This is a genomic window from Vibrio sp. YT-19(2023) (assembly GCF_033337395.1).
Genome location: NZ_JAWOQN010000021.1, coordinates 1 through 17,223, shown reverse-complemented (window position 1 = coordinate 17,223; position 17,223 = coordinate 1). Strand labels below are relative to the sequence as shown.

Here is a 17,223-nt window from a genome sequence, read left to right as displayed (position 1 = left end):
TTGGATGAATCAATTCGCATGGAAGAGCTCAAAAAAGACATTTCACTCACATCAGGTATCGCACAGTTATCCACCACATTAATGGGAACGGGGCTGTTTATGATCCCGGCTATCGCAGCAGGTATAGCTGGCCATTTTTCACTATGGGCTTGGATTTTATTGTTCATCGCGATTTGTCCTATTGCGCTGACTTTTGCTCAACTGGGTAAACGATACCCCAACGCGGGCGGAACAGCCTTTTTTGTACGCAAAGCCTTTAACACCAAACTGGAAAGTAGTGTCGCTTGGCTATTTGTTAGTGTCATTCCGGTAGGGGTTCCGGCCGCGATTGCACTCGCCGCAGGCTTCCTACAACAAATATTGCCAGAACCTATTAGCAACAATCTGTTTGCACAAATTCTGACGGTAGTACTACTTGTGTTCGTCAACTTGATGGGCACAAAATCATCAGGTCATTTACAAACTCTTATTGCTTTGAGTGTCTTCGCACTTGTTGGCGCATTTTTATGGAAAGGCGACGTTAACAGCGCCGATCTTGTGATGCCCGCCATCACACAAGAGTCAATTTGGCCTATTACCGCAGCGTTAGGCGTGATGTTCTGGTGTTTTGTTGGCACAGAGGCTTTTGCCCATATGGGGGAAGAGTTCAAAAACCCTCAAAGAGATTTCCCTATTGCCATTGTGGTCGGTTGTTTTGTAGCAGGGGCTACCTATTGGGCATGCTCTGTCGTTATTTTAAAATTTGGCGCGTATGGTAACGCTCAATTTGATAACGCATCCATCCCCTGGCTTAGTGCCCAACTACTAGGCGATGGAGCCAAATGGATAATCAGCTTGATAGGTTTCTCCGCTTGTTTCGCGAGCGTTAACTTATACACACAGAGCCTAGCGCGAATGGTCTGGGCTCAAGCTCGTGAACATCGTCCTTCTAGTCCACTAGCCAAGATTTCACGTCGTGGTGTCCCTTTCTCAGCCACCATATTAGTTGGCGGCATATTATTGATATCTTGTGTGATAGGAACCCTATCACAGCTCGATCTGGAGTTTTTCCTAAAACTCGCAAACAGTGTATTCGTTCTGGTTTACATGTTGGCGATGTTAGCCGCTTTCAAATTGCTTCGAGGATTTGGTAAAACACTCGCGGGACTGTCCCTACTGCTTTGTACCGGTGTTTTTATATGTTTAGGCTGGTCAATGTTTTATGCACTTGGCATTTTTACTCTACTTTTACTGCCTTGGAAACAGTGGCGACATAAGCGACAAACACGTGTAGTTGAATAGTCATCGCTTCCCATTTCGAAATATGTGAGCTAAACGTTGGATACCAGCGTCTATGTTCTCTAACGCGATATTGCCGTAACCAAGCACGGCACCATGCCAGTGACGTGCTTGAAAATCTGGGTGTTCATAATAGCTCAAAGGTCGCAAGATGATCCCTTCATGCTCTGCTAGTTTTATAAAACGCTGCTCATCCATACCGCCTTGCCATTTCAACGTAACATGAAGCCCCGCCGCTTGGCTAACGACGCAAACACGGTCGCCAAAATGCTGTTGAATGGATACATGCATCTGTTCATGCTTAGTTTTGTACAGTCGACGCATTTTTCGAATATGACGTAATAACCCACCTTCAGTAATAAAGTCTGCCAATGCTTCTTGTGTATGCGTCGGCGAATCACCACTTAACGCATCCTTAACCACTAAGCATTGCTCTACTAAGCGTTCAGGAACTACAAGGTAGCCAAGCCGCAATCCGTTAAACATCACTTTACTGAAGGAACCCACATACAACACACGATCATCTCGACCCATTTGAGCTGCTAGCCCCTGTAAGCTGGTATAGGGACGATGAGCAAACTGAAATTCGCTGTCATAATCATCCTCGATGATCCAACTTGATTGTTCGACCGCCCAGTTGATGATCTTTCCTCTTTGCTCGGTATTGAGTGTGGTACCCATCGGATATTGATTACTTGGTGTAATATACAGCGCATCGGCATCGCTTGAGGTCACCGCTTCCACATCAAAACCTAATTTCTCTGTTACGAACAAAGGCTCAAATTGATAGTTTTGGAACTGAATCAACTTCCGCATTTGCGCGTAACCTGGTTGCTCTATCAGAACCTTATCACCTTGTTTGAGCACTACCATCGTCGCAATCGACAACGCTTGCTGCGCCCCAGAGGTAATAATAATGCGCTCTGGAGAACAATTCACTGAACGGCTTGATGCGAGGTAGTCAGCTAAAGCACAGCGCAATGCCCAACTACCCTGAATATCTTGATTCCCCAACAAGCAAGTACGAGACATATGGCGAGTGAGTAACTTTTGCCATTGCGCCATCGGAAATGCGTCCAAATCCGGCACACCCGGTGCAAATGCGCGGTTGATATCAAAGTGAGCTTTCGGTGATGAGTCTCTCTGAACTGAACTAGGTTCAGGCAAGTACTGCTCTGGCAGTTCTACGGCAACATAAAAACCAGAACCTTTTTGGCTGTTCAAGTACCCTTCCGCCACTAACTGTTCGTAGGCAGAAATCACGGTGTTCCTACTTAGATTAAGCTCTTGTGAAAGCTTCCGCGTAGAAGGCAGCTTCCCATTCTTCATCCACAGTCCTTGAACAATTTTCTTGCGAATAGCAAAAAACAACGCTTGCTGACGCGTTCCATCACTGTCTTTTAAATGCAGGTCACCGATATCAATCAAAGACAAACTGGATCCATCTATTAGTTAAAACTGGCTCTCTTTAAGCTACCAGTTAAACGCTACATTGCAATCAAAGAATGAGGATCAATCGCTCGTAATCGTGAGCAAACAAGGAGAGAAAATGCTATCCAACACCAATAGAACGGAAATTAAGAAAGGCGCACATAAAGCCGTCTCTGATGTTAGCAAACTGCACGCCATCATAGATGAAAGCCTAATCGCTCATATTGCGATAACCAACGAGTCAGGCCCTGTGGTCATCCCTATGCTGGCATGGCGCGTCGATGATTACGTGTATATCCATGGTGCCAACAACAGTCGACTGTTACGCTCACTCAAACAAGGAGTGCAAACGTGCTTAACCTTTACTTTGTTTGATGGTTGGGTATTGGCTCGAAGTGCGTTTCACCACAGTGCGCATTATCGCAGTGCTGTGGTCTTTGGCCAGTTTGAGGTGGTGGAAGATAACCAAGAGAAAGACAGGTTGCTGAATCACTTTATTGAACAGATCGCTCCGGGGAGAACAGAACAAGTCCGTTTGAGTAATGAAAAAGAACTCAAAGCCACCATGCTACTGCGTATCCCGCTCACGGAGGCATCAGTGAAAATCAGCAATTTTGGCGTCAACGACGATGCGGAAGACATGGACATCCCTGTTTGGGCAGGTGTCCTACCCTACCGAACCGTCGTAGGTCCACTGCAAGCTTGTGACGATTTGTATGAAGGTATCGCAGAGCCAGACTACCGCAGTGCCTACTCTAACCGTTGGCAGGAATAAGCACCGTAAAACGTGCGCCGCCTAAGTGACTCTCGCCGACAGAAAGCTCCCACCCCAGTTGCCGCGCTGCACTGATAGCGATGGCAAGCCCTAAACCAAAGCCTTTCATGTCGGCGTTGCGGCTTTTGTCTAAGCGCGAAAATGGCATAAATACTTCTTCTCGCATCGCCTCAGGGATGCCCGGACCATCGTCCTCAATATCGATGCTCCAGCAATCCGCTACCGTTCGAATCGTCACCTCAACGCAGGATTCACCATAACGCTTGGCGTTTTGCAGTAAATTATCGAGGACGAGGTTACCCAAAGTAGGCTGAAAGTGAATCAATTGGTTCGCGAGTTCATTCTCTGCTCTCAACATGGCGGACTCTAAGCCTAGGTAACTCATGCGGCTTTTACACCAAAGTGGCAGTTCCATGGTTTCAACAGAATCGATCCATGAGTGGTTTTTCACACTCAAGCGAGACAGCATGACGATGTCGGATGTTAAATCCGTCACTACATCAACGTATCGTTCAATATCGTCATGTAACTCTGCCTGCATTTCACCACTCGTTTGTCGAGCTAAATCCGTCGCTAGCTGAATACGACTCAGCGGAGTGCGCACTTCATGAGGAATAGCTTGAGTAAAGATGTGTGTTTGGCGTACTCGTCTCTCAATCTCTTCAGACATGCAGTTGAAGCCTTGGGCGAGCTCTTTCACGGGTTGCGAAAATTGCTTTAGATCGACTCGCGTATTCAACTCACCAGAACCAAATTGTTGTTGCGCAGCCGTTAGTTGCCGAATTTGGCGGTCAAGACGTCGTACAGGTATGTAAACCATAATGCCTAAACTGCATACAACAACCAAAAGCAGAGTAAGTATAAATACAATCTCAGAATCTTCATTCCAATCAACGTGTGGGCTAAAGAAGTCCGTTTTTTCTTTGAAAACTAAACTCTTCGAAGTGTTAGGCAAAGGGAATACCGCAGCATAGGTACTGCCGTCAATAAGATAAACAGGTATCCCTTGCATTCGGTACAGCAGATTACAATCTCGACAAGGCGGTGATCCGTCCCAGTTTTCAACCAATGTTAAATCAAAGATAAAGAAATCTTGCTTGCCGTTTTCGGTTAACTTCTTGTAGAGAGAATCCGGAGTACCTCGTTGCTCAATGTATTGATCGACAAAATAAGCACCATCGTTCAAAAAAACACCGACTTCTGTTTTGCGCATGTACTCTTCCCCTATAAAGAGAAACAAAGCAACTGTCAGCGCAAGGCCGGTTACTAACCCCACATATAGACGAGTAAACAGGGAAAACACGCGTCATTTACCTGTCAGCATGTAGCCGTGGTGACGTATGGTTTTAATGGTAGCCGTATGGATATGAGCCTTGGAGAATTTCTTCCTTAGCGAGGATATACGCATATCAATCGAACGATCAGTAATGCAGTATTCAATGCCTCGGGCAAGACGACAACATGATTCACGAGATACTGGCTTATCGACATTCAGCATCAGGAGCTCTAAAATTTCAAACTCAGAACTCGTTAAACCAATATCTTTTTGCAAATAAAATGCTTGGGAGCGACGAAGACAAAGACTAATGCCATATCGACTCAGCTTTTCTTCTTCAACGATATCAACTTGACGACAATAGCGACGCAACGCTGCTTCAATACGGGCGAGAAGGATATTGCCTTTTATCGGTTTGGTAAGGTAATCATCAGCACCGAACTTAAATAAGCTCACCTCGCTCATTTCATCATCGGTCGCAGTCAAAACAATGATAACACCATGATAAAACTTACGCGCCTCTTGGCATATTTCTGCGCCATTCTTTCCTGGTAACATCAAATCTAACAGCACTAGGTCAGGCTTGAGTCCCCTAATCGTTTCTAATGCATTTTGACCGTTATCGATGACAGTTACCGTATACCCCTCGGCTTCGAGGTACATTTTGGTTAATCGAGCAATCTCAGAGTCGTCTTCTATCAGTAAGATTGTATTACCCACCATGAATCATTTACTCCACCAATATGATGGAGGGAGTATATCGCTCGTCCTATACTGCGCAACCTACTTAAATGATAATTTTAATAAAACGCAGGCTTACATACGCTTACAAACCATACATATACGATAATCCTAATCATTCTATACCCCTAAAGCCATGCAATAACCTGAGGTTTTATTCATTATCAGAATATAGCTTCACATAGAAAATAAAATTCGGAATAAAAATCCACTATATTTTTAAATATATCGAATAATAGGTCTTACCAAAAAATAATATCAACATATATGACTTAGTTTGCTTATATAGACAGGACTTTATGTTGCTTCTAAGTTTCCTGCTCTAATAAAGTCTACGAGTAACATGAAATGAGATATTCCAAATTAACACCTTTAGCCATATTTTGCGCGATAAGTCTAACTGCTTGTGGCGGCAGTGAATCTAATTCGAAACCATCGACAACGACACCTCCAACACCACCAATGCCAACATTGAGCACTGTCACAATCCCAACTGTCGTTTCTACAAAGTTTCCAGCCAAGTTAAAAGTGGCTGCTGATTCGGGCTTCACCCACTATGTGAAAATCTCCCTTTCCGAAGCAAACAACAACGATACATTTCACATTGTGGCTGTTGATGACGGTGCGAATAATGAAAAAATCTTTCGTGCAGCCAAAATCATCCAACACCTTCTCACAAACCAACCAGACTCTAAGTACGGTGCTGACAAGTCTCGTATCGCTAAGACATTAGCCGAGCGTGATGCCACACTAATGCTGACCGAAAACGACGAACAGAATGATGAGATTTTAACCAAAATCTTTATCAACGAACTGATTCGCCAAGACAAACTGAACGACGCAGTTACAAACTCGGGCTTAGCACACTCTTTTGATACGAGTTCTCTAGAAAAGTTTGTTGTAAGCATGATGGTACTTAACGAAGATGATATGGATACACTTGTCACATCTATCGCGTCAACATTAGTAACTAGTAAAGAAACACCAAACTGGCTAAGGAATAGCCAATCTTTAATGTATCGAGAACTGACAGTTGAAGGCGATTGCCATTACATGAGTAATTTTGCCGATTACTGCGCCAATCTTGGCAAAAAAGCCGAACGAGACGCCGCTTTTGAAGAAATTTTACACTTGGTCCAAGCGCAAGGTATTGCACCTAACACGGCGACTGCGGCACTGCAAAATGACATTCAAGCTCATGCGTTAAGCATCTATAACGATATTCAATCGGGCAAACCGACGGTGTGGCGCCCTACTCAGTATGACTGGGACGATTGGAAATCGGACGACTTCGATCCTGAAAGTGTTAAAAAAACGGGCCCTTCATATTCCCACGAATATTTTGCTGCCGCTTTTGAAGCTTACATGGGTGTAGCAAAAGCAAACGGACATGGTTTAGATGGCTACCAAGCGTTAACGCGTGAAGAAATGCAAACCCAAGATCCACAAGCCGTTGATTGGATCAGTGGCTTATTCCACGGATACTTGCAATATACCGCGAATATCGACTCTGCGGGCGTCAAGCTCTACACAGAAAAGACAAATCCAGGCACAGTACCTACCTTCCGTATGGCTCCCAACAAAGACGGTTCGATAGAAGCGTACACCTACAAATCTCAGTGGCTAACAAAAGTGAAGATCATTGGCGACGACGCGATGAATGTGATCGGTAATGATCAAAACAATACTTTTGAAGGCAACAGCAAAGACAACAGCATTTATGGTGAAGGCGGTATCAACACCTATATCGTGCCACACAAACTGGCGGAATGTACTGTTATCAAAGCAAAGAGTGTTTCTGTTGAGTGCCCAAATACAGGCACTGACGAGTTGTACGACATTCAGAACATCCAATTCACCGACCAAACCCTAGATGTAACCAAGCTATAAACAATGAAAAACATGAAGAAACTTATTCTATTCGCTCCCTTGCTCCTTGTTGGTTGTGGTGGCCTAGCCGTCATGGATCGTACTGATGCCGTAAAAGCACAACCAGAAATGCTGATCAAAACCGACGGTGATTTTTGGGGATTCGGTGCAGATGGCCATTTTGATTTTGCTGGTAAGTACAAAGGCAAGTATTCACGCAGTGCTTCTAACTCAAGTTGGTTTAACCGTATCTCTTTCAAAGAAGGTTCAATGGGCGCAGAAGTGACTCGTATCGACAGCGGGGAAACTTGGCTTTTGAACTGCACCGGAGGTGGTATGTCGGTTAACTACATGGGCGTCGATTTTGGTGGGAATGATCCTTACACCTGTGACATTACTCAAGATGGTAAAAAAGTCGGTGAGTTTGCGATGGAGCCAAAATCCGCTCTCATCGACATCAGCTTTGAGAAGAAAGAGACAGGCGTAGTGCGTATTGGTAGCACCCACTTTACTGTAGAAACTGTACATACTAGTCCTGACGCCATGATGGCGGTAGACATTCCATTGGGGTATAGCTTTAAGGAAGGCACACAAGAAATTGCCGCTGTGCAGACGAACGGTACCATTGCGGTACAGATGCTCCCTGAACTTAGCGAACAAAAAAAGGATGTAATTGCCATCGGCGCTGTTGCAAGTGCACTAAGTTGGCGCCCTAAAAAATAGCCATTACATAAAACAACAACACGCAAAAAAACAAAGCCCTCTACTTTTTTGAGGGCTTTTATTGCTTGTACTCATAGAGATAAGTGGAGCACTACTTCTCTAATCTTCCCGTATACTGCTTGGGCGTTAATCCACGATGTTTCTTAAACATACGATTGAAGCTCGCCACATTGGTGTAACCAAGGCGCGTGGCAATGTCATCAATACTCACGCGCTTACTCAACAAACCAGCTGCAATATTACTCAATACATAGCCAGAAACCGTCGAAAAATTGAGCCCTAATTTATGCAAACGACGTTGAAACTGCTGTTCAGATAAATCAAGCAGAGAAGACACGCGCTCTAACGTTGGCAATCCATAATGGCTGCTGTAATTCACCACTTCATAAATCACTTTCAACTCGTCTTCTGGATCGGGCATATTAAGCAAATCATCCAAATCGGAAAAACTCATCGCTAGACGGTTGTCTTCTCGATGGCTCACTTGGCGGGAGGCTAATCGGTCATCTCCCGGGATCCATATCTCTGTTTTTGGCTGACTCCATTCCACCTCGCAGCCGAAATATTCCCGGTATCGCTTAGTATTTTTTCTCGAGCCTGAAACCTTGACACGTAAAGGCTGGTAATCTTTGCCAAGAAATTCGCGTAACACCTTAATCATAAATACCGCACAGCGGATACTATCGTGCACCTTTACTGACGTTTCTATAAACGGGTTGTGGTAAGTCCATTTGATGATTTTACCCGACTGTTCGCCAGCAAAAAACGCCCCTGATTGTAGGTTGCTCACACCATAATTCACTCGCCGAATGGTACTGGCTAAATCATTGCCGGAGAATAACCAGCGTCCCACTGGCCCTAGCTTTTGCAGTTCAATACCTCGGCTGAGACTCAACACCACATCCGGGTCAACACTGGCTTGTTCAACACAACGATACCATTCCGCAACGGCTTTTAGCGGGATCAGTGTCATTGGGTTACGAAACACCGATGCTGGGATCCCTAACTCATCCGAGTCCAAATTGTATTTAGATAACGCGAGGTTATGCATGTTTAGAATGCCCATCGCGCGAATAAACCGAACCGTTTTCATAACCAATCACATCAAATTTAATCCTGTAGCGATTGAATCTGTCACAAAGACAGCCGCAAATCAAATTCAGATCACAATACGCCAACAGTTTGATAGAGGAGTGTTTAATGAGTTTACTGAGTGTCCCATTTGTCGGTACAGGCGCAGATACGGCGTTACATGTTGTCGCTGCTGTCGTTTTAATCGCGAGTGTCGCGGGCGCGTGTTACGGCTTTTGGAAAATCCATGAATTACCTATCAATAAAGCACACAGCAAAGACCATCATCAGATAGGGCTCATCACTGCGCTGACCTGGATAGGGTTTGTCTGGCACTGGGTTTGGGTGCTAGCCGTGATCTTTGCATTCGTTGATATGGAAAAAGCCATCATCAATCTGCGTGATACATGGAAAAGTAAACCGCAAACAGAAACACAGCCAAAATAGGAAGCAAAATGTTAGAAGGTTTAGCGGTATGGGCACTCTTCATCTATCTGTTGCGTTTGGTTGGCATGCCTTGGAACAAAGCAACCAAATCGTTCGCTTATCTTGGCGGCTTGGGTTGGCTAATGTTCGTCTGGGTAGGTTTGATTAACTTCACCCCGATGGATTTATCCGGCGGTTCTGTCGTGCAGTCACCACACATCCAATTGCGTCCAGATTCAACCAATGTAAAAGGTAAAGTTGACCACATTTACATTGAGCCGAATCAGCAAGTTAAAGAAGGTCAGCTCATTTATGAACTTGACCCAACGCAATACAAAATCGCATTAAATCAAGCGAACGTATCCGCTGATTCTGCTCGCGTTGCATTAGCTACAGCAAAAGGCGACATCGAGATTGAAGAAGCTAACCACGAAGCGCTAGTGCAAGATCTAGAAACATCAAAGAGCCAGTTGGAAGCGGCGAAAGTTGACTACAAATTGCAGAAAAAAATGCTAGATCGTTATGTTGAGCAAAACCGAGTGGTGCACAACACCATCACGGAAAGCGATATCGACAAACAATCGAGTGCGGTTGATATGGCACGTCACAACGTGTTGACCCTTGAGTCTCAAATCAAGAAGAAACAAGTCGATATTTCCCGTGCAAAACTGGCGATTCATAAAGCGGAACTTGCAGTTGAAACCAAACAAGCCGAACTGCGCCAAGCGAAAGAGCAAATTGCAAAAGCGCAATGGGATTTGAATAGCACAAAAGTTCATGCCCCAACAGATGGCTTTGTCACCAACTTTATCCTGCGTGAAGGTCAGCGTGTATCAATGATGCCGCGTATCAACATGTACACCAACGAAAAGTACGTACTAATGCGAGTGAACCACCAGGCGATTCGTAACATCAAACCGGGTCAGCCAGCGGAATTCTCTTCGTCCGTTTACCCAGGTAAGATCTTCTCAGCGACCGTCGAAGGCATTGTTGAAGCAACAGGTGAGTCACAAGGTAATCTACTGGGTTTCGATGATTCCGTACGTGTCACCACTGGAAAGAACTTACAGAACAAACACCACTTTGTTCGTCTTAAGATTGATGAGCCAGAAGGCTACGACATCCCTGTTGGCTCTGTTGGCCTCGCATGGGTCAGCGGTGAAAAACCGATAGGCTTTATGGCCTTCTTAGATGTGATTCGCGGGATCATCATCCGAATGAAGTCTCAACTGTACTTCTTCTACTCTATCTAAACTCGCAAACCGCCAGTTACGCTGGCGGTTTTCTTTTCATTTGTATCCAAACATATCCTTTTCCCGTATAACAATTAGTTAGTAAATAGCGGAGAAGATTCATGTCGGCAAAGGAAAGAAGCCTACCTACCCATCGCATCTCAAGATTCAGCAAGTTCGCTTCACTTGCTACCCGTGTCGCAGGCAATGTGATTGCAGAAGGCACGAAGCAGATAGCCAAAGGCAACAAACCAAAAGCGAAAGACCTCTTGCTGACGCCACAGAACATCGCGCGCTTAACTGACCAACTTGCTCACCTGCGTGGCGCTGCAATGAAGCTTGGTCAAATGCTATCAATGGATGCTGGTGATGTTTTAGAACCTGAACTTGCCGATATTCTTTCCCGTCTTCGTTCCAACGCAGACCCAATGCCTGCAAAACAACTCAACGCAGTAATGGAAAGTTCGCTGGGAACGAATTGGAAAGCTGAGTTTCTGTCATTTAACTTCAAACCAATCGCCAGTGCATCAATAGGACAAGTGCACCAAGCCTACAGCGATGCGGGCGATAACCTAGCCGTCAAAGTGCAATATCCGGGCATACGGAAAAGTATCGATAGCGACGTCGATAATGTCGGTACAATGCTCAAGGTCGTTGGGTTGATTCCCGAGTCTGTCGACTACAAAGGATTACTCGAAGAAGCGAAAAAGCAGCTACATGACGAGGCCGATTACGCACGAGAGGCACAATTTGCCATTCGTTATCATGACGCTTTGAAGGAGCACCCTCATTTTGTGGTGCCCAAGATTCATACTGAAAGTTGCTCAGACTCCGTTCTCGCGATGGAATTCATTGATGGCAGTCCGATTGAGCAAATCGAACATTATGATCAGAGTACGCGAGATTTTGTCATGCACAGCCTACTCGAATTACTGTTTCGAGAGCTGTTCGAATTTAAGATGGTACAAACCGACCCAAATTTCGCCAACTACTTATATATCGAAAACACTCGTCAAATCGGCTTGCTAGATTTCGGGGCCACTCGCGAGTACAGCGAGCGGTTCAGCACTGGTTATCGCCAAGCTTTCGCATCTGTCGTTAACAATGACGAACAAGGCTTGAATGATGCGCTTGAACAAATAGGCTTCTTCAGCCAAACCATCCTTCCAGACCAACGCCAAGCGATTCTCGATCTAGTGAAAATGGCATGTGAACCGATGTTAGTTGATGAGCCTTATGACTTTAAAGCCAGTGGCTTAGCACAAAAGCTTCGCGAAGCTGGCACTATTTTGAGCATGGAACAAGAATACTGGCATACTCCACCAGCAGATGCCCTATTTTTGCACAGAAAAGTAGGCGGAATGTACTTGCTGGCAGCCCGTATTGGCGCAAAAGTGAACATTCGCCAATTGGTACAGCCATATCTCACCATCAACAGCAAATAGCCTATTGTTTTTCTGTTACTTTCAAGTACCTTGAGCAAGGTTAAGATGCATAGTTGTGCATCTCAATAACATGCCATACTTCCATAAAACGAATTAACTATCGGGGTACTCGGTGAGCAAGTTTCAAGATCTCTCCACTCTAATCCAGCAAATTGGCCAAGCCGAAGAAGTGGATCAAGTCGCAACGCTCAATGAATCTATTGAAGCGGGCCTCGAGCCCGGCGCGGTTGCCCTGATTCTAGAAGCCTTTCCAATCGACGATCGTGTTCGCTTATGGCGAGCTTTACCACTAGAGCTACATATCGACGTGTTAACGGAAATGCGTGCGGACGTACGTTTCTCTATCATCAACGCGTTATCTGAAGTCGAGCTAAAACTCACTCTCGCTAAACTCGACAACTTATCGCTCATCGAATGGGCCGATTCGTTACCAGAGTCGATCATAAACGAAGCGCTCTCGTTGATAGAAAAAGATGAGTTGGAACTTTACGATCAAGCAAACGAGTATGCTGATGAAGAACTCGGCCACTGGGCTGAACGTAAGATCATCACCCTTCCCTTCAACATTACGATTGGGACAGCTAAGCAGTTAATGGAGCGCTATAGCTACGACACGCCTCAACAGGTATATCTGATTAATCGTAATAAACAGTATCGTGGAACGGTCAATTACTTCGATATCTTACGTGGTGACCCCGATATTCGCTTAAAAACACTCGTTATTGAGGCAGTGACGGTTCTAGACAGTAAAATGATGCTTCCTGAAGCGGTAGAGGCATTAGAACACAGCACACTGCCCGCTCTCCCTGTAACTGATGCAGACCAAACACTGATCGGTGAAGTCGATTGGCAGTTTGCATTGAGTACACAGCGTGAAATCTACGAAGCACGTTTGATGGCCGGTACAGGTATGGATGAAGGCGATGACTTGTTTGCGCCAGTATTAAAAAGCTCGCAAAAGCGCGGTGTTTGGTTAGGCATCAATTTGCTTACTGCGATTTTGGCGTCTGTCACTATCGGACTATTTGAAGATGTAATTGCGCAGGTGGTGGCTTTGGCGGTGCTCATGCCAATTGTTGCATCCATGGGGGGCATTGCTGGCAGCCAAACGCTCACTCTAATGATTCGTGCGATGGCGCTTAATCAGATCACCCCAGGTAACCGTTTCAAGCTATTGAAAAATGAGTTGGGTATTGGCTCTCTGAACGGCATTGCTTGGGCGTTAATCATCGGCGGGCTCGCCGGATTGTGGTTTCAATCTCCGGTTCTTGGGGGAACCATCGCGCTCGCCATTATCGTCAATATTATTACCGCAGCTTTATTTGGTGTGCTGATTCCCATTATTCTGGATAAGTTTAAATTGGACCCCGCTTTGGCTGGCTCGGTGATTCTAACAACAGTGACAGATGTAGTTGGTTTTTTCGCCTTTTTAGGAACGGCGAGTTTAGTCATGCTTTAAAAGGTTCATTGTTTATTAATCAATCATTAGCATAATAGAGTCAAATTGCATAACGCACTTGCAAATTGCAAACATTACTCAAACTTTAAGCAACGCATGTCACAGAAACTACGTATTTTAGGGCATATTAAAGTTGGCACAGTAACTGCATTATATAAATCGACCCTTCTTAAGCCGAGGGTCACCTAGCCAACTGACGTTGTTAGTGAACTTGATTTTGTTCACATGTATATAAGCCAATCGCACTCTTTGCGGTTGGCTATTTTTTTATGTGGCTATTGCCCTCTTATCCTCTGACCGAGCTCGGTTGTACTTTTCTTACCCACAACAGATTGTTTACTGTTTATAAAATTCAAATATTCGCCCACTAAACCATTAGAAATGCCAGCTTCAACAAAAATAATCACCTACATAAAATAAAACCAAGAAAACACACCCAAGAAAAGAACAAATAACGTCCAAACCAAAAATCCCATCATGAAATCGTTTTCTTTTCATAGAAATCGACTGAACAATCCAGAGTTATAGATAAATTTAATCCATAAAAACAAATGGCAATTCAAAACACTAATTTCACATAGAAAACCTGTCTATAAATCATAGAAAATACGTAAAAATAAATTTTTCAATTTTAGAATTCAAAAATTAAACCATTGTTATTAAAGGAAAAAATACAAACCAAAAACCAAGCAAACGTTTAAATTTCAACTTTATCATTGACTATTAAATTTACATCACGATAATACGCGCCGTTTGCCTGAAAACCAGGTGCTATAATTAAATATTTCAATGTGCGGAGGTAATAATGGCTGGAGACAATAATTACAGTCTTGGACCAGTTCCCAACACGGCCAGAAAAGGCGTGGCATCACTTACAATGGTGATGTTAGGACTCACTTTTTCTCCGCAAGTATGTGGACTGGGGGTTCTCTCGGTACTGGGCTCTCCTTCAATGATTTTTTCCTCGCTGTTCTCATCGGTAACCTAATCCTCGGTATTTACACTTCTTTCCTCGGTTACATCGGCGCTTCTACTGGTCTCTCTACTCACCTTCTTGCTCGTTTCTCTTTTGGTTCTAAAGGCTCTTGGCTTCCTTCCGCTCTTCTTGGCGGTACTCAAGTTGGGTGGTTTGGAGTTGGTGTCGCGATGTTTGCGATTCCGGTGCATAAAGCAACGGGCATCGATACCAACACGTTGATCCTTGTATCCGGTTTGCTCATGACCGCGACCGTTTACTTTGGCATCTCCGCACTGATGGTGTTGTCAGCAATTGCCGTTCCTGCCATTGCGCTACTTGGCGGCTACTCTGTCATCGAGGCAGTAAATAGCGTTGGTGGTATTGGCGAACTACAACAAGTTCAACCAACCGAGCCACTCGATTTTTCAATAGCTCTCGCGATGGTTGTCGGCTCTTTTGTCAGTGCTGGTACATTAACGGCGGATTTCGTACGCTTTGGTAAAAAGCCGCGCAGCGCCGTGATGATCACCATGGTGGCATTTTTCATCGGTAACTCGTTAATGTTTATCTTTGGCGCGGCAGGTGCGTCGGTGACGGGTCAATCAGACATTTCTGAAGTGATGATCGCGCAAGGTCTTCTTATTCCAGCTATCATCGTTCTTGGCTTGAACATCTGGACGACCAACGACAACGCGCTCTACGCATCGGGTCTTGGATTTTCCAACATCACAGGCTTACCAAGTAAATACATCTCAATGGCGAACGGTCTTGTTGGCACACTTTGCGCTCTCTGGCTCTACAATAACTTTGTTGGCTGGCTGACCTTCTTATCTTTGGCAATTCCACCGATTGGCGGTGTGATCATCGCTGACTTCTTCACGAACCGTAAACGCTACGCAAACTTTGAAGCCGCCCAATTCCAAAACGTTAACTGGGCTGGCATTATCGCTGTCGTGATTGGCGTTGGTGCGGGACACTTCCTGCCTGGCGTAGTGCCGATTAACGCTGTACTTGGCGGCGCAATTAGCTTCCTGATTCTTAATCCTATTCTTAACAAAAAAGCACTGGCTACACAGCCAGCGTAAGGAACCATCATGACAACACTACTGATCAAAAACGTAAAGCTAAAAGGACAAGAAGGTCTGCAGCAAATTTTGATTGAAGATGGTCAATTCAAGCGCATTGAAAGCAACGATGTGGAGCTTAGTCATAACGGTGACATCATCGATGCTGAAGGCGGTATGGCGGTTGCGCCTTTCTGCGAGCCACACATTCACTTAGATACAACTCAAACCGCAGGCGAGCCTAGCTGGAACATCTCTGGCACATTGTTTGAAGGTATTGAACGTTGGGCTGAGCGCAAAGAAATGCTGTCGATTGAAGACGTGAAAGCGCGCGCAAAACAAACCTTAAAATGGCAGATAGCAAACGGCGTACAACACGTTCGTACCCACGTCGATGTTTCAGACCCTACCCTAATTGCCCTAAAAGCGATGGTAGAAGTGCGTGAAGAGATGAAAGAGTGGGTAGATATCCAAATCGTCGCCTTCCCGCAGGAAGGAATTCTCTCTTACCCAAATGGCAAAGAGCTGCTAGAAGAAGCCGTCAAATTAGGTGCGGACGTGATTGGCGCGATTCCACACTTTGAATTCACACGCGAATATGGCATTGAATCGCTGCACTACGTATTCGAGTTAGCGCAAAAATACGACCGCCTGATCGACGTGCATTGTGATGAAATCGATGACGAACAATCTCGCTTCGTTGAAACACTGGCAGCATTAGCGCACAAGTTTGATATGGGGAATAAAGTCACGGCCAGTCACACCACAGCGATGGGTTCCTACAACGGTGCATACGCATCTCGCCTGTTCCGTTTATTACGCATGTCCGGTATCAACTTCGTGGCAAATCCATTGGTGAACATTCACTTACAAGGCCGTTTTGATGATTACCCAAAACGTCGCGGCGTAACACGAGTGAAAGAGATGCTGAATGCCAACATCAACGTCTGCTTTGGACACGATGATGTATTTGACCCTTGGTACCCACTAGGCACTGCAAACATGCTGCAAGTGCTGCATATGGGTCTGCACGTGTGTCAGGTGATGGGTTACGACCAAATCAACAACTCACTGGATCTGGTCAGCACCAATTCAGCACGTACACTGAACATTCAAGACAAGCACGGCATTGAAGAAGGCAAACCAGGTAGTTTACTGATTCTTCCCGCAGAAAATGGTTTTGACGCAGTACGTCGCCAAGTGCCGGTTCGCTACTCTGTTCGTCACGGTAAAGTGATCGCAGAAACACAGCCTGCGACAACTCATATTCATCTTGAACAAGCAGAGCAAGTAACGTTCAAACGCTAAAAAGATCGGCGAAAAGAAAAAGGCCTGACGACATCGTCAGGCCTTTTTTCTACTGGTTGTGCCGTCCTAAATAAGGTTGACACTTTCCACCCCCCAAAATTGGAGAGTGTTATGAAATCAACAACTAAAAGAACTCAGCGCGATTACTCCCTCGCTTTTAAACTCAC

Annotated in this window: 13 protein-coding genes and 1 pseudogene; 10 read left to right on the top strand and 4 right to left on the bottom strand. The window is 45.1% G+C overall.

Annotated elements, in window-relative coordinates:
- Positions 1–18: 18 nt before the first annotated feature.
- Positions 19–1,281 (top strand): L-methionine/branched-chain amino acid transporter, encoded by a 1,263-nt coding sequence (gene yjeH / locus R7E78_RS15975; RefSeq protein WP_318058048.1) that lies wholly within the window; start codon positions 19–21, stop codon positions 1,279–1,281.
- Here the strand turns inward: yjeH and R7E78_RS15970 are convergent, their stop codons facing one another.
- Complete coding sequence (locus R7E78_RS15970; protein WP_318058062.1) at positions 1,282–2,727, bottom strand: PLP-dependent aminotransferase family protein; 1,446 nt, start codon at positions 2,725–2,727, stop codon at positions 1,282–1,284. It abuts the gene before it with no gap.
- A 100-nt stretch (positions 2,728–2,827) separates the two neighbouring features.
- Here R7E78_RS15970 and R7E78_RS15965 point away from each other — a divergent pair, with 100 nt between their 5' ends.
- Entirely contained in the window at positions 2,828–3,484 is a 657-nt protein-coding gene (locus tag R7E78_RS15965; protein WP_005385609.1) for a pyridoxamine 5'-phosphate oxidase family protein, read from the top strand.
- On the opposite strand, the gene R7E78_RS15960 is transcribed toward R7E78_RS15965, so the two are convergent.
- The gene (locus tag R7E78_RS15960; protein WP_318058047.1) at positions 3,465–4,787 is read right to left on the bottom strand and encodes an ATP-binding protein; all 1,323 of its coding nucleotides are present in this window, start codon (positions 4,785–4,787) and stop codon (positions 3,465–3,467) included. The two genes, R7E78_RS15965 and R7E78_RS15960, sit on opposite strands and share 20 nt — an antisense overlap.
- A 3-nt stretch (positions 4,788–4,790) precedes the next feature.
- A complete protein-coding gene (locus R7E78_RS15955; RefSeq protein WP_171342616.1) occupies positions 4,791–5,483 on the bottom strand; it encodes a response regulator transcription factor in 693 nt (230 codons plus the stop codon).
- Between the two features lie 366 nt (positions 5,484–5,849).
- On the opposite strand from R7E78_RS15955, the gene R7E78_RS15950 reads away from it, so the two are divergent.
- Together R7E78_RS15950 and R7E78_RS15945 are read left to right on the top strand one after the other, a co-directional pair.
- Positions 5,850–7,391, top strand: a complete 1,542-nt coding sequence (locus tag R7E78_RS15950) for a hypothetical protein (RefSeq protein WP_318058046.1) — start codon at positions 5,850–5,852, stop codon at positions 7,389–7,391.
- Positions 7,392–7,403: 12 nt separating this feature from the next.
- Positions 7,404–8,093 carry a hypothetical protein gene (locus tag R7E78_RS15945; protein ID WP_031780978.1) on the top strand — a complete coding sequence of 230 codons (690 nt, stop codon included), beginning with the start codon at positions 7,404–7,406 and terminating at the stop codon, positions 8,091–8,093.
- 91 nt (positions 8,094–8,184) lie between these two features.
- Here R7E78_RS15945 and R7E78_RS15940 read toward each other — a convergent pair whose 3' ends face one another.
- Complete coding sequence (locus R7E78_RS15940; RefSeq protein WP_318058045.1) at positions 8,185–9,186, bottom strand: AraC family transcriptional regulator; 1,002 nt, start codon at positions 9,184–9,186, stop codon at positions 8,185–8,187.
- A 107-nt stretch (positions 9,187–9,293) separates the two neighbouring features.
- Here R7E78_RS15940 and R7E78_RS15935 point away from each other — a divergent pair, with 107 nt between their 5' ends.
- The 6 genes and pseudogenes from R7E78_RS15935 to R7E78_RS15910 all read left to right on the top strand — a co-directional run bounded on the left by R7E78_RS15935 (position 9,294) and on the right by R7E78_RS15910 (position 17,056).
- Entirely contained in the window at positions 9,294–9,611 is a 318-nt protein-coding gene (locus R7E78_RS15935) for an MFS transporter (protein ID WP_318058044.1), read from the top strand.
- A gap of 8 nt (positions 9,612–9,619) precedes the next feature.
- Complete coding sequence (locus tag R7E78_RS15930; RefSeq protein WP_047101169.1) at positions 9,620–10,843, top strand: HlyD family secretion protein; 1,224 nt, start codon at positions 9,620–9,622, stop codon at positions 10,841–10,843.
- Between the two features lie 101 nt (positions 10,844–10,944).
- On the top strand, positions 10,945–12,267 hold the full coding sequence (locus tag R7E78_RS15925) for an ABC1 kinase family protein (RefSeq protein ID WP_225466123.1): 1,323 nt from the start codon (positions 10,945–10,947) through the stop codon (positions 12,265–12,267).
- Between the two features lie 112 nt (positions 12,268–12,379).
- Entirely contained in the window at positions 12,380–13,726 is a 1,347-nt protein-coding gene (locus R7E78_RS15920) for a magnesium transporter (protein WP_047101165.1), read from the top strand.
- A gap of 805 nt (positions 13,727–14,531) precedes the next feature.
- Positions 14,532–15,769 (top strand): annotated as a pseudogene (gene codB / locus R7E78_RS15915) (cytosine permease).
- Positions 15,770–15,778: 9 nt separating this feature from the next.
- A complete protein-coding gene (locus R7E78_RS15910) occupies positions 15,779–17,056 on the top strand; it encodes a cytosine deaminase (protein WP_318058043.1) in 1,278 nt (425 codons plus the stop codon).
- The last annotated feature ends 167 nt before the right edge of the window (positions 17,057–17,223 follow it).